This is a genomic window from Tolypothrix sp. PCC 7712 (assembly GCF_025860405.1).
Lineage (GTDB): Bacteria > Cyanobacteriota > Cyanobacteriia > Cyanobacteriales > Nostocaceae > Aulosira > Aulosira diplosiphon.
This window is the reverse complement of record NZ_CP063785.1, coordinates 3,195,728-3,209,187: the sequence shown is the minus strand read 5'-3', so window position 1 is coordinate 3,209,187 and position 13,460 is coordinate 3,195,728. Positions and strand designations below refer to the sequence as shown.

Here is a 13,460-nt window from a genome sequence, read left to right as displayed (position 1 = left end):
AGACCATATCACTGCTTTTTGCCTTAATTAAAAGCTATCGCCTAAAGTGTTGACTTGTTTCTATTTATCTTGAATAAGGATTCTAGTTTTTTCACATAAATTTTTAATGCTGTTTCATAGGCAGCTTGCTTTGCACATTCTGGCAATCTTTCTTCTAATTTTGTGTCTCAGTATAGTACTGCAAACAAATTATGAATTTATCTAAATTATCAAGAATAATTTGTGGAAATTGATAGCCTATAGTTTTTAATCCTTCCCATTCTCTGTTTAAATTTCTCAGCCCCATTGCCACTACTATCTGTATAGTTACAGCATGATGATTGGCGTAATTAGTCATGTTTGATATTGCCTTGTAAGCTTTTTTAAAATCATTGGGTTTATCAAACATACTAGCGAAGTAATGACAAGTTAAATAAACTCTTCTGATATTCTCTACTACCTCAGTTCCTAGGAAATGGACGATTCCACAAACCATCATATTTCAGAGTAACGGTTTTTAATGCCCTAGCTAGTCCCTGACGTTGCTTTGCACTCAAACCATCCAAGGTGGGTACTGGTTGTTTAGGCGCAAGCCAAACTTCGTAGGGATAACGCGCACATACAGGGACAAAAGCGATCGCTTCTTCATCCTGATAAATAATGCGCTGGTTGTCCGCTATCTCTTTTTCAATTAAATCTGCTAGCAAACCCCGTTGATGTTCTTGATAAAATTGCTGCTGCATCTCCAACATTCTCGCGGGAACTGGCGGAACAAAAGGATAGGCATAAATTTGTCCGTGGGGATGGTGTAAAGTTACCCCTACCTCTACACCTTTATTTTCAAAAGGTAGCACGTACTGAATTTGCGGATTTGCGCCGATTTCACGAGTGCGATCGCCCCAAACTTGCAACAATAACTCTAGATGCGACAATTCCAAAGCACTGAGGGAAGTATTAGGGTTTTGCGTAAAAACCACTACCTCACAGGCCCCATTCGCGGGTAAAAGTTGCATTCATCAAGACGTGCTTCGTTCTCCAGACAGATGGTATTGCAATACTGCTCGGTTAAGGATTTTCAACTCGGAATTGGGTTTGGGGAAAAGGTTAAAGGGTAAGGGTTAAAGGTTTTTTCTTGCCCTTTTTCCCCTTCCCCTTTTACCCTTAACCGACAAGTATTGGATGGTATTGTACTGGTATCAGTACTTCAAATGGCATACAGATGAGCTTTGTTCGTAGGGAAAATTGTTCTCTACGGATGTACTTTATTTACCCAAAAAAGGCTGTATTGATAAAATTTAAGTTAATTCAGGTCAATAAAAAATTGAAACAATACCCTGTACAATTCTTAGTTAGATTTAATAAATCGCTGCGACAGAAAAGACGACTAGTTAACTTTACTGCTGAGATGGTTCATAGGTACCAGGGTATGATTTCTCTAGATTATGATTCCATTCATCATGTAGATGAATTGCTGAGACAAATCAGAATTAAAGAAAGTCAATTAAAAATCGCACAAGAATCTAATATGGTCTACACAGCTCAAGCATTAGAAAAGCAAATATTAAAATTACAACAAAATTTATCAGAATCGCGAGATCCTGAAATTCATGCTTTGATGAGTTTGTTAGATGATTAAAAATTCTGGTTGAGCAAGTTTAACCAAATCACAACTCATCCCAGAATTACGCTGACCTCAGAAGCTCGTAAGTACCGCCACGTTCAAGGGCGCGCTGATAAGCTGGTCGTGCGTGAATCCGCTCCAAAAATTCCATAAGATGAGGGCGGCTAGCATTTAGCCGTCCTAGTGCATTAGCCGCTTCTAGGGGAAAGCTGACTTGGATATCTGCAGCAGTGAATTCATTGCCAGCAAACCACGTGCTTTTTTGCAGTTCCGCTTCTAGGTAATCTAGGTGCTGCGCTATCTGTGGCCCTAGAAAAGAACTTTTGACACGTCCTGCGATCGCTCTGGCTATGGGCCTAGCAAAAAATGGCATTGGCTCATGCTCGATGCGATCAAAAATCAGCTGAAACACCAGCAATGGCATCGCTGAACCTTCTGCATAATGCAGCCAGTAGGTATAGCGTAGTCGTTCTGGCGTATCCGTCGGAGGAATCAGCCTACCATTACCGTACCGTTCCACCAAATACTCAATGATGGCACCAGATTCCGCTAGAGTGAGCGCACCGTCGGTAATCACTGGCGACTTGCCGAGTGGATGCACCTGGCGTAGCGATGCTGGAGCCAGCATAGTTTTTGGATCGCGTTCATAGCGCTTGATTTCGTACTCTATGCCGAGTTCCTCCAGCAGCCAGAGTATACGCTGAGAGCGCGAATTGTTTAAATGGTGGACAGTGAGCATCAAATTATTCTCTTAGCAGTACAGTGTGAAACTAATACTAAATCAAATTAACTCACCATTCGCGTAATCCAAATCGGAAATAATTAATTCCCAAAAAACCATGAAATTCCTACTATATATAGCTTTGGTTTTGGTAATCAGAATAGAAAGCTTACACTTACCCGATTTCCCTCAAAGATTTCAGTAGGAATCTGAATGTATCGGTGCGATCGCACCGTCATCGCACTGTGAACTAACCACGCCTCTAAAGGGTATATGGATAAAAGTTTGATGCGATTAATCCTTTTGTTGTAAGCCTTTTAACCATTTTGATGAATTCTTTATTTTCAGAATCGATTACGCGAACGATGAGAATTAATGTTAGCGAAACACCAATATTCTAGAGGGCAAGGCAATGCCCAGTGGTGTCAACTTAACGTGAAACCCGCTCTTGTGCAAGGTTTCGCCCTCACCCCCAACCCCTCTCCCGGCGGGAGAGGGGAGCAAGAGATTTAATTCCCCTTCTCCCCCAGGAGAAGGGGTTAGGGGATGAGGGCGAAAGTTTTTGTACAACGCCCGCCCTATATAGCTTTAAGCTTAAGTTGACACGTATGGGCAATGCCGTGCCCCTACAATCCACCCTAAGCAGTTTGATTATTGTTGAGTGCAACACCGCGAATTTTTGCAGCGATTAATGGGGCTAATATTAAGAGAACTAAACCAATGGGCATTAATCCACCATTTAATAAGTTGTAGTCAGCGGCGATTTGCTGCCAAGAATAGCCTAAAACAAAGCGTCCTAAGCCAATCTCAAAGCTCAGAGTTAGTAACATCCACAGTATCCCAATGTTGAGCAATTGAGAGGTGCGGGTTGCATGAAGCCATTTCACGAAAAGAGTTGCGATCGCCACAACTAAAATCGACCCAGTGAAAAATGATATTTGATGTGCCCAAAAGTCACCTAAGGATGGTACAAGCCAGAAAGTACGAATAGTACCATTCACGCTTTCGGCAAGGATAAACACTAGCCAAACAATAATGCTTTTGAGGAAAATCATATTGTTTACCTCTAAAGTAATATCAATTCGTAATTCGTAATTCGTAATTATGAAATTAAGATAGATAAATTCTTTGTAGGGGCACGGCACCAATAAGATATTTGATATGCCAAAGATTGTGTATGCCGTGCCCTACCCATCTGTCGCTCTTGACTCTTGTAGAGACGCGATTCATCGCGTCTCTACAATTAAACTTTTGTCCCTTGTTTAATTAATGCTAAATACTCTTCTTTGAAATAACGTAATGTACTGAATACTGGATTGGGTGCTGACTGTCCCAAACCACATAGGCTGGTAAATTTCACTGTTTCACAGAGTTCTTCTAGCAAGGCTAAGTCAGTCATGGAGGCTTTGCCTTCGCTAATCTTGGTTAATAAGTGGTGTAGTTGCACAGTTCCCACCCGACAAGGAATGCATTTACCGCAGGATTCATCCATGCAGAATTCCATGAAGAAACGGGCAACATCAACCATGTTAGTGGTTTGATCCATGACGATCATGCCACCAGAACCCATCATTGAACCTAGTTGAGCAAGTGATTCATAATCTACCGGACTATTAAAAGCTGATGCGGGGATACATCCGCCGGAAGGGCCGCCTGTTTGTACGGCTTTGACTATACCGCCATTGGGTACGCCACCGCCCATTGTTTCTACAATTAGTTCTAATGGCGTTCCCATCGGTACTTCGATTAAACCAGTGTTAGTAATTTGACCAGCAAGGGCAAAAACTTTTGTTCCTTTGCTCTTTTCTGTACCGATGCTGGCGAACCACTCAGCACCTTTGCGAATAATTGGTGAAATATTGGCGTAGGTTTCGACGTTGTTAATTAAAGTGGGATATCCCCACAACCCAGACTCAGCCGGATAGGGAGGACGAGGTTCTGGCATACCGCGTTTACCTTCAATAGATGCCATTAATGCGGTTTCTTCACCGCAAACATAAGCACCTGCACCAATGCGGATATCAACTTTAAAATCAAAGCGGGAGTCAAAAATTTGAGTGCCTAAAATACCCAAACGTTGGGCTTGGCGAATAGCAATTTGCAAGCGGTTAATGGCAGTAGGATATTCAGCGCGCACGTAGATGTATCCTTGCTCTGCACCAACAGCATAAGCTGCGATCGCCATTCCTTCTAAAACACGATGGGGATCGCTTTCTAAAATGCTGCGATCCATGAATGCACCAGGATCTCCCTCATCGGCGTTGCAAATTACAAATTTGCGATCGCCCTTAGCTTTGGCGACTGTTGCCCATTTCACCCCTGTGGGATAACCAGCACCACCTCTACCCCGCAAACCACTGTGAGTAATGGTATCGATGACATCTGCTGGAGTTTTCTCCCGCAGTACGTGATAAAGCGCTTGATAACCCTTAGCCGCAATATAAGATTGAATGCGTTCGGGATCGACTTTGCCACTGTTTTCTAAAACAATTGGCATTTGATAGGTAAAAAATGGCTGCGCTAAGTCACCTTTTTGTACTGTGGTTTCGCCACCAGTTAAAGTGCCAATAATCGAAGGTGCATCTGCTGGCGCAACTTTTTCGTAAAGCGTACCGAGGGTTTCTTCTGCAACTGGTTTCTCAACAGAAGATTGTTTAATTTCTCCCTTAACTTCCACTAATGGCCCTTGACAGCACAAGCGCATACAACCAACGCCAGTTACTTGCACTTGTTCTTCTAAACCTGCAGCTGTCACAGCTGCATCCAAACTTTTCTTGACAGCTTCGGAATTAGCAGACAGACAACCCGCCGCCATACAACAGCGAACTTGCACTGGTTTCTCAGAAGCACGTTCTTTCTGGGCAATTTCAACTAATTCAGCTAGATCCATCTTTTAGCCTTCCTTTGTGCTTTCTGCGGTGCAGTGGTGTATCCATTCATGTACTGATTCAGCAGTTTGATTTCCTAAGACAGCGCCATCAAAAACTACAGCGGGTGCAATTCCACAAGCACCTAGACACCTTGCAGTTAACAATGAAACTTGTCCATCAGGTGTGGTTTCACCTGCGCGAATGTTGTCAGATTTTTCTAACTCTGTCAAAATTGCTTGCGCGCCTTTGACGTAACAAGCCGTACCCGTACAAATCACACAACTATGTGCGCCACTTGGTGCTAATGAAAATAAATGATAAAAAGTCGCAACACCATACACTCGGCTAGGTGGCAATTTTAAACTTTGGGCAACGTAAATTAATACATCGGTTTCTAAATAGCCAAAAAGTTCCTGCGCTTTATGCAGAATCTCAATGAGTGCATCTTGTTGATACTGATAGCGTTTAATAGTTGCATCCAGCATCTTAAAGCGTTTATCACCACTAGCGTGTGTTGCTGAAGATGCTGTTTTACTGTTTTTCGGTTGAGCAGCAGATGCTGAATTCATAAATTTGAGCCTTTTTTTAGAAGTTCTATATAGCTTCCGCTACCGTGTCAAGCTGCTCTTAGCCTGACAGTGAAGTTATATGGGAATAATTTGAGGAACTTGTGAGGATGGGGGACTGGGGACTGGGGACTGGGGATTGGGGACTGGGGATTGGGGATTGGGGACTAGGGACTAGGGACTGGGTAAGTACTAACGCAACAATATACATTTGTCATTGAGAATGAAGCGTAAAGCCTTCTTTAAGAGACGCTGCGCGAACGCAATGACATGAATCATTTTGCGTAACCACTTAATGGGTAATGGGAAGTGTCAATAATTGTTAATTGGTGTTTGGGATTTGGTGTTTGTTATTTCCCCTCATCCTCCTCATCTCCCTCATCTCCCTCATCTCCCTCATCCCCAATCCCCGATCCCCAGTCCCCAATCCCCAATCCCCAATCCCCGATCCCCAATCCTCACAAGTTCCTCAAATTCTTTCCTTACCTTGAAAGTAAAGCCGAGATTGTATAACTCCTTGAGCTACGCCAGAGATGGGAATTCAAAATTCAAAATGCTAAACATATAAATTTTGGATTCTTGGGTAGCTAGAGGATTGCTATTGCAAAAATTCTTTAAATCAATCAGTTTGCAGGAGCTAGCTATGAGAAACCAACATCATGATTCTGTTCAACATGAATACCTAATTGGTTTTATGCTACTTCTGCTCATGGTAGTTGGAGGAAGTGGTTTGTGGGCTTGGCAAACAACAAAACCTGCCAATTCACCAACTAATTCTTCCCAATTAGATAATTCTCCGGTTTCACAGGTTCCGCCCGGTGTAGTTTCGCCACCACAAAAGCAAGCAACAGTTACTAAACCAGCAGTAAAATCAGCGCCAAAATTCCAACCAGCCGTAATACAATTACAACCTCAAACTTATTGGGTAAAAGTTGAAGGTACAAAAATATATTTAGTGCCGCAATTGGTTACTGTTCAATATAAAGCTTCTAAAGAAGTGGCTTTAAAAGCAGCACTAAATAATATGTTTACCAATCCTCAAACTAATAACTTGAGTACAACAATTCCTGCTAATACAAAGTTATTAGGGTTGCAAATCACCCCCACAGGAATTTATGTCAACCTGTCAGGTGAATTTGCCTCTGGAGGTGGTACTAGTTCAATGGTTTATCGAGTTGCTCAAGTTTTGTATACAGCCAGCAGTCTAGAACCTAATGCTCAAGTTTTTATTTCCGTAGATGGCAAGCTACTGAATGAAAATTATCCCCTTGGTGGTGAAGGTATCACTCTAAAAGCACCTCTAACTCGTAAAGAATTCACTGAAGAGTTTTCTATTGAAAGATGAAGAATGAAGGATAAAAGTATCTTAAACAATTACTATCTTTGATATAGATACTTTCAATTTCATTCTCTGAGTTAAATAACTTTTTTGTACTCTGGATAAAAAATTATGTCTACTACAACTAAAATTGGGCAAATCTTACAGGCGATTATCGAAGTTCCACAACAAGTGATTCGCTATATCTATACTGGAGCAGCTAGAGCTTTTACACCAAGTAACGATAATTACCCAGCCACAGGAGTACAACCATACGAAGGCGATCCTCCTGAAGAAAAACATTTTTAATTTCTTGGTGAAATGAATTAAAGGATAAATTTTATGTTGCTGAAATTTACCACACAAAAACAACTTGCATTCTACTTTACAAAGCTCAAGCTTAGGGTTAAGAAAGCAACGTTTTGGTGTGGTAATTTTATTTAGCAATTTAGGGTGATTTACCAGACTTACATTACACTTCTTTAATTCATTATTCACCGCTTGGGAGGAGGGAGGGATGGAAACAATCAGAAAAATTAATAACGAATTAACTATTGCCGGACAAATTGACTCCGCAGAATTAAAAAGACTTGCTGATGAGGGCTATAAGTCTGTACTGAATTTGCGATCGCCTGACGAAATGGGTTTTCAAAGCAGCGAGCAGCTTTACGCTCAGTTGCTAGGATTACATTATACTAATCTGCCAATAAAACTGACAGAAATTAATTCTGCAAATACAGTACAGGTATTTCAAAAAATTGTTGAACTACCCAAACCTACTGTAATACATTGTGATAGCTCTGTGCGGGCGATCGCAATGGTATTAATGTATTTGGCTACCAGACAAGGTATGTCTTTAGAACAAGCCTTTAAACAAGCCGAAAACTTGGGTTTATTAGATGATGCCATCAAGGTAAAATTGTGAGCAACAATCTACAGTTAAAGTTTGATTTTTCATGCATGGGCGTGAAATTTACTTTATCTGTACAACCTTTTTCAATAATTAATTATTCCTCAAATGAAGTCATGGGATAATTAATTACGAATTACGAATTATATTGACAGTTGGCACTTAAGTTCTGCCTTTCTTAATAACCCAACACCGAACAAGATCATGGCATCGTCTCATCAGCCTATCTGGGCATTATCGGTTGAAGAGGTCTATGAGTCACTAGGGAGCGCTACCAATGGCTTATCGGCAGATGAAGCTCAAGCAAGATTTGTACAATTCGGCGCAAATGAGTTACCAGAACCAGCTCATCGTCCCCTGTGGCTGCGTTTTACTGATCAACTAACTCATTTCATGGCTTTACTGCTCTGGGTGGCGGGTATTTTAGCGTTTATTTCGCGGACACCGGAACTCGGCTGGGCAATTTGGGCGGTAATCTGGATTAACGCTATCTTTAGTTTTTGGCAAGAGTTTCAAGCAGAACAAGCGCTATCGGCTTTAAAAAAAGTATTGCCGATGCAGGTGAAAGTGTATCGAGATGGGGAACTGAAGCAAATCCCAGCGCGAGAGTTGGTGCGTGGTGATGTGATGCAGTTAGAAGAAGGCGATCGCATTTCTGCTGATGCACGTCTGATATCTGCTGATAACTTGTATTTGGATGTGTCGGTGATGACAGGGGAGTCTTTACCCGTAGCGCGGAATGCTTACCCAGTCAGGTTGCGGGAAGCTGTACCGATTCGCGGTGGTAAAACTTTGCTACGTCCAGGCGAGCAACCGATGCAAGAAAAGGTGAATCCCTCGGAAATCGCCAATTTAGTGTTAGCGGGTTCCACTGTCGCCGCCGGGCGTGCTGTGGCGGTGGTTTATGCTACGGGTGCCCAAACAGAATTTGGACAGGTTGCCCATTTAACAACAGTCGTCAAGCGGGAACCCAGCACCTTAGAAGTCCAGGTGGCTTATATTGTGCGGATGATCACTGCGATCGCTGTCAGCATGGGAATTATTGTTTTCTTGCTGGCGTATTTTTTGGTGGGGATAGAGGTTAAAGAAAGTTTTATTTTTGCGATCGGGATTATTGTGGCACTCGTGCCAGAAGGATTATTACCAACTGTCACTTTATCCTTGGCGATTGGTGTCCGACGCATGGCCAGGCGCAATGCCCTAGTCAGGCGGCTGTCATCTGTGGAAACCCTCAGCGCTACCACTGTGATTTGCACCGATAAGACAGGGACGCTAACAAAAAATGAAATGACGGTGCGCTATCTCTGGTTACCCGAAGAGTCTCATCCTTCTAGTTCCCAGGCTTTAATTGAGGTCACAGGTGCAGGTTACGATCCCACAGTTGGTAAAGTGAGATTACCATCAGATACCGCCGTCGCCTGGAAAGCCAATCTTTTACTCATCGGTTCTGCCCTTTGTTCTAACGCCCGCCTAATTCACCTGACAGCCCCTAGCCGTTGGCAAGAAATTGGCGATCCAACGGAAGCAGCCTTGCTAGTAGTAGCTGCTAAAGCGGGACTGAATTTAGAAAATTTACAACAGCAGTTACCACGGTTGCGCGAGATTCCCTTCGATTCTCGCCGTCGGATGATGACGGTGGTGCTAAATTGGCAAGCTGCGGAGTTATGGCAAGATGAATTGCCCTATTTAGCATTTACTAAAGGTGCGCCTCTAGAAGTTTTGAAGCATTGCCATACAATTCTGCATGATGGCACCGTACAGGAATTAACCCACGAGGCTTGGGATGATGTTGTCCAAGCTAATGATGATTTAGCAAGGCAAGGATTTCGCGTTTTGGGATTGGCGGCGCGCCGGGGTAGCCAAGAGTTGCTGGATCTCAAAGCCCAGGATCTAGAGCAAAACTTGATTTTTATTGGCTTGGTGGCTATGTTCGATCCGCCTCGAGAAGAGGTAGCCGATGCGATCGCTAAATGTCATCAAGCTGGGATTAAAGTCACAATGGTAACTGGCGATTATGGCTTGACTGCGGAAGCGATCGCCCGCAATATTGGTTTGCTAGCTGATAAGGTGCGCGTCGTTACTGGTGAAGGCATGGGACATATCTCCGATGCCCAACTGCGGCAAATTGTTAAATATCGTACAGGCTTAGTGTTTGCGCGGATGTCACCAGAACATAAACTGCGCCTCGTCCAAGCTTATAAAGATATCGGGGAAGTAGTAGCAGTTACAGGCGATGGCGTGAACGATGCACCTGCGCTACGTGCGGCGAATATTGGCATTGCGATGGGATTGAACGGCACAGATGTCGCCAGAGAAGCCGCCGATATTGTACTGACAGACGACAACTTTGCCACTATCGTCGCCGCAGTTGAGCAAGGACGCTCAGTCTATCAGAATATTCGCAAGTTCATGACCTATATTTTGGCATCCAATGTTGCCGAACTGGTGCCATTTCTGTTGATGGTTACCCTCAAAATCCCGCCAGCGTTAATCATTATGCAAATTCTGATTGTGGATTTGGGAACCGATATCATCCCAGCCCTGGCACTAGGTGCTGAACGTGCCGAAGCAGGTACAATGCAGATGCCGCCTCGTGCCAAATCGAAACCACTGCTGGATCGTTCTTTACTCTTACGCGCCTACTGTTTCTTAGGATTAATCGAAGCAGCTTTAGGAATGGCTGGCTTCTTCATGGTTTGGCAAAGCTACGGTTACAACTTGGCATCATTGCAAGCGATCGCACCAGCAATTCTTTCTCGCACCGCCGATCCTGCGATCGCCTTGATTTATGCTCAAGCTACTACTATGACTTTAGCAATTATTGTTGCTTGTCAAGACGGTAACGTTTTTGCTTGTCGTTCTGAGCGTACTTCTATATTGCGATTAGGATTCTTTTCTAATCCTTTTATCTGGCTGGGAATTGCCACAGAATGGACTTTGATTCTCGCCATCATTGAAATTCCTCCTCTGCGGCATATCTTTTCTACTTCTCCATTGACACTTTGGCAATGGTTATTTTTGTTAATCTGTCCGCCACTTTTATTAGGTGCAGAAGAATTACGTAAAACTTGGCTGCGTCAAAGACGGAAACACAAAATCTTAAATTAGATAAAATTGAAAATTTTCTTCATTAATTAAGGATAAAAGTTTTTCACATTTATCCTTTTAAATTTCATATTTGTTTCTCAAAAAAATAGAAATCTTGCTTTTATTCAGTTTATACCAATTGAAAAAAGAATGCCATAAATTGTAAGGGCAAGGCACTGCCCATTGGTGTCAACTTAACGTGAAACCCGCTCTTGTGCAAGATTTCGCCCTCACCCCCAGCCCCTCTCCCACAGGGAGAAGGGAGCAAGAGATTTAGTTCCCCTTCTCCTGCGGGAGAAGGGGTTAGGGGATGAGGGCGCGAGGTATTTGTACAACGCCCGCCCTATATCGCTTTTAACTTAAGTTGACACGTATGGGCAATGCCTTGCCCCTACAATCTGTCGCATTCTTTTTTCTAATTTGTATATTTACTATTTCCAGCTACATAATATTTATCTATTAAGCAATTTTACAAAAAAATCAATAATCAAACATATTTAATTACATAATTTCATAGCCAATGTCAGATTCACCCTTGATAGATAATCAAACTCAGCATGAGTATTCAATATGCGAGATAATCTTTAAAAGATACAAGGGTGAATTCCATTGCTACCACAATCAGAACTCACAGAAAATTCGTCAATGCAAGCCATCCAGCGTGTTTTGGTGAGCTTAAGAAATTATCGATGGATTTCCTTAGGAGCTTTATTAAGTCTCTTACTTTTGACAGTTGCGAATGCAATTACCCCCCAATTATTTCGCTGGGGAATTGATGGAGGTATTATCCAGCAAAATTTACAAATAGTGCTTTATAGTGCTGCATGGATGGTAGTTGCAGCGATCGCGCGGGGTTTGTTTAATTTTGGACAAAGCTATTGGGCAGAAGCGGCTTCTCAAGGTGTAGCCTATGATTTACGCAATAAGATTTTCAGCAAAATTCAAAATCTCAGTTTTAGCTATCACGACAAGGCGCAAACTTCGCAACTATTAACTCGGGTTACCAGCGACATTGAACAAATCCGCACCTTTATTGGTACTAGCTTAATTCAGGTAATTGGTGCAGTGGTGACATTGGTAACGATTTCGGTAGTTCTGCTAATCATGAACTGGCGATTGGCATTAATTACCTTAACAGTTGTGCCAATCTCAGGATGGTTAATGGCCAGATTTATTAGCCGCAATGACCGATTATTTGGTCAGATACAACAACAACTGGGTGATCTGAATGCAGTATTACAAGAAAATCTGGTAGGAATTAGGGTAGTTAAAGCTTTCGTGCGCGAGTCGGCGGAAAGGTCACGTTATACGGGACTAAATAATGCCCTCGTCACGGCTAACATGAGGACTATTGATGCTATCCACAATACCTTCCCCTTTATCTTTTTGCTGAGTAATTTAGTGACTCTGGCTGTTTTTGGCTATGGGGGAGCGCAAGTAATTGGTCAAAGGTTCTCGATTGGCGAACTGGTAGCTTTTAACTCCTATTTAGTTTTAGTATTGCAACCAATTTTATTAATTGGGTTTGCTGCACCTGCGATCGCACAAGCTGCGGCTTCAGCACAGCGAGTTTATGAAGTGGTAGACGCAGCCGTGGAAATTCGCGATCGCTCTGATGCAATTGAGTTTAAAACTTGTGGTGGTAGAATCACCTTTGAAAACGTCTCTTTCCGTTATCCCGGCGCTACAACCGAAGCCCTGAAGGATGTTTCTTTTGAAACCAAGCCGAAAGAACTGATCGCTGTTTTGGGAATGACAGGTTCCGGTAAAAGTACTGTGATGAACTTGATTCCCCGCTTTTATGATGTTACTAAAGGCGCAATTCGCATTGATGGGCGGGATGTGCGAGATTTTACCCTTAAAAGCTTAAGAGCGCATATTGGTATTGTTTTTCAAGAAACCACGCTATTTTCTGGCACTCTCCGCGAGAATATCGCTTACGCTAAACCCAACGCCACATTAGCAGAAGTCATTGAAGCCGCAAAAACTGCCCAAATTCATGATTTCATCGACGGTTTACCCGATGGCTACGAGACAATAGTCGGGGAGAGGGGTATCGGTTTATCGGGTGGACAAAAGCAACGGATTGCGATCGCTCGTACCCTACTCACCGATTACAGTATTCTGATTTTGGATGACAGTACCTCGGCTGTAGATGCCAAAACAGCAGCGCAAATCCAAGCCGAACTCGATAACTTAATGCGTCGCAAAGCATGTGTCACCTTTGTTGTGGCTCAACGCATTAGTACAGTCAAGAATGCCGATCGCATTTTGTTAATTGATAAAGGAAAGTTGGTAGCCCAAGGAACCCACGAACAATTAATGCAAACCAGCCCGCTTTACGGTGCAATTTTGGAATCTCAAGTCAAGGCTAAGGAGAAAGAATGA

11 protein-coding genes and 1 pseudogene are annotated in these 13,460 nt (G+C 42.8%); 6 read left to right on the top strand and 6 right to left on the bottom strand.

The window, feature by feature from the left end:
* Nucleotides 1-154: 154 nt before the first annotated feature.
* Together HGR01_RS13265 and galT are read right to left on the bottom strand one after the other, a co-directional pair.
* Entirely contained in the window at nucleotides 155-388 is a 234-nt protein-coding gene (locus HGR01_RS13265) for a hypothetical protein (RefSeq protein WP_045870557.1), read from the bottom strand.
* Nucleotides 389-449: 61 nt separating this feature from the next.
* Nucleotides 450-992 (bottom strand): annotated as a pseudogene (gene galT / locus HGR01_RS13260) (galactose-1-phosphate uridylyltransferase); the annotation flags it as partial.
* 413 nt (nucleotides 993-1,405) lie between these two features.
* Here galT and HGR01_RS13255 point away from each other — a divergent pair.
* Nucleotides 1,406-1,615, top strand: a complete 210-nt coding sequence (locus HGR01_RS13255) for a hypothetical protein (protein WP_045870939.1) — start codon at nucleotides 1,406-1,408, stop codon at nucleotides 1,613-1,615.
* A 46-nt stretch (nucleotides 1,616-1,661) separates the two neighbouring features.
* Here the strand turns inward: HGR01_RS13255 and HGR01_RS13250 are convergent, their stop codons facing one another.
* From HGR01_RS13250 to hoxE, 4 genes are all read right to left on the bottom strand, one after another.
* On the bottom strand, nucleotides 1,662-2,339 hold the full coding sequence (locus HGR01_RS13250) for a glutathione S-transferase family protein (RefSeq protein WP_045870556.1): 678 nt from the start codon (nucleotides 2,337-2,339) through the stop codon (nucleotides 1,662-1,664).
* A 620-nt stretch (nucleotides 2,340-2,959) separates the two neighbouring features.
* Entirely contained in the window at nucleotides 2,960-3,376 is a 417-nt protein-coding gene (locus tag HGR01_RS13245) for a hypothetical protein (protein ID WP_045873998.1), read from the bottom strand.
* Between the two features lie 188 nt (nucleotides 3,377-3,564).
* Nucleotides 3,565-5,211 carry a NuoF family protein gene (locus tag HGR01_RS13240; protein WP_045873999.1) on the bottom strand — a complete coding sequence of 549 codons (1,647 nt, stop codon included), beginning with the start codon at nucleotides 5,209-5,211 and terminating at the stop codon, nucleotides 3,565-3,567.
* Nucleotides 5,212-5,214: 3 nt separating this feature from the next.
* Complete coding sequence (gene hoxE, locus HGR01_RS13235) at nucleotides 5,215-5,760, bottom strand: bidirectional hydrogenase complex protein HoxE (protein WP_045874000.1); 546 nt, start codon at nucleotides 5,758-5,760, stop codon at nucleotides 5,215-5,217.
* Nucleotides 5,761-6,400: 640 nt separating this feature from the next.
* Between hoxE and HGR01_RS13230 the strand changes: the two genes are divergently transcribed.
* The 5 genes from HGR01_RS13230 to HGR01_RS13210 all read left to right on the top strand — a co-directional run bounded on the left by HGR01_RS13230 (nucleotide 6,401) and on the right by HGR01_RS13210 (nucleotide 13,460).
* Nucleotides 6,401-7,102, top strand: coding sequence for a GerMN domain-containing protein (locus tag HGR01_RS13230; protein ID WP_045874149.1), 702 nt, complete (start codon nucleotides 6,401-6,403; stop codon nucleotides 7,100-7,102).
* A gap of 105 nt (nucleotides 7,103-7,207) precedes the next feature.
* Nucleotides 7,208-7,384: a hypothetical protein gene (locus HGR01_RS13225; protein ID WP_045874001.1), complete on the top strand. Its 177-nt coding sequence runs from the start codon at nucleotides 7,208-7,210 to the stop codon at nucleotides 7,382-7,384.
* Between the two features lie 208 nt (nucleotides 7,385-7,592).
* A complete protein-coding gene (locus HGR01_RS13220; RefSeq protein WP_045874002.1) occupies nucleotides 7,593-8,000 on the top strand; it encodes a beta-lactamase hydrolase domain-containing protein in 408 nt (135 codons plus the stop codon).
* A 189-nt stretch (nucleotides 8,001-8,189) separates the two neighbouring features.
* Nucleotides 8,190-11,093 (top strand): cation-translocating P-type ATPase, encoded by a 2,904-nt coding sequence (locus tag HGR01_RS13215; protein ID WP_045874003.1) that lies wholly within the window; start codon nucleotides 8,190-8,192, stop codon nucleotides 11,091-11,093.
* Between the two features lie 624 nt (nucleotides 11,094-11,717).
* Nucleotides 11,718-13,460, top strand: a complete 1,743-nt coding sequence (locus HGR01_RS13210) for an ABC transporter ATP-binding protein (protein ID WP_194007883.1) — start codon at nucleotides 11,718-11,720, stop codon at nucleotides 13,458-13,460.

Excerpts from the sequence above, each read along its gene's own strand:
- HGR01_RS13250 (WP_045870556.1), bottom strand. The coding sequence starts at position 2,339 with ATGCTCACTGTCCACCATTTAAACAATTCGCGCTCTCAGCGTATACTC.
- HGR01_RS13215 (WP_045874003.1), top strand. The coding sequence starts at position 8,190 with ATGGCATCGTCTCATCAGCCTATCTGGGCATTATCGGTTGAAGAGGTC.
- HGR01_RS13225 (WP_045874001.1), top strand. The coding sequence starts at position 7,208 with ATGTCTACTACAACTAAAATTGGGCAAATCTTACAGGCGATTATCGAA.
- HGR01_RS13240 (WP_045873999.1), bottom strand. The coding sequence starts at position 5,211 with ATGGATCTAGCTGAATTAGTTGAAATTGCCCAGAAAGAACGTGCTTCT.
- HGR01_RS13245 (WP_045873998.1), bottom strand. The coding sequence starts at position 3,376 with ATGATTTTCCTCAAAAGCATTATTGTTTGGCTAGTGTTTATCCTTGCC.
- HGR01_RS13230 (WP_045874149.1), top strand. The coding sequence starts at position 6,401 with ATGAGAAACCAACATCATGATTCTGTTCAACATGAATACCTAATTGGT.
- hoxE (WP_045874000.1), bottom strand. The coding sequence starts at position 5,760 with ATGAATTCAGCATCTGCTGCTCAACCGAAAAACAGTAAAACAGCATCT.
- HGR01_RS13210 (WP_194007883.1), top strand. The coding sequence starts at position 11,718 with ATGCAAGCCATCCAGCGTGTTTTGGTGAGCTTAAGAAATTATCGATGG.
- HGR01_RS13220 (WP_045874002.1), top strand. The coding sequence starts at position 7,593 with ATGGAAACAATCAGAAAAATTAATAACGAATTAACTATTGCCGGACAA.
- HGR01_RS13255 (WP_045870939.1), top strand. The coding sequence starts at position 1,406 with ATGATTTCTCTAGATTATGATTCCATTCATCATGTAGATGAATTGCTG.
- HGR01_RS13265 (WP_045870557.1), bottom strand. The coding sequence starts at position 388 with ATGTTTGATAAACCCAATGATTTTAAAAAAGCTTACAAGGCAATATCA.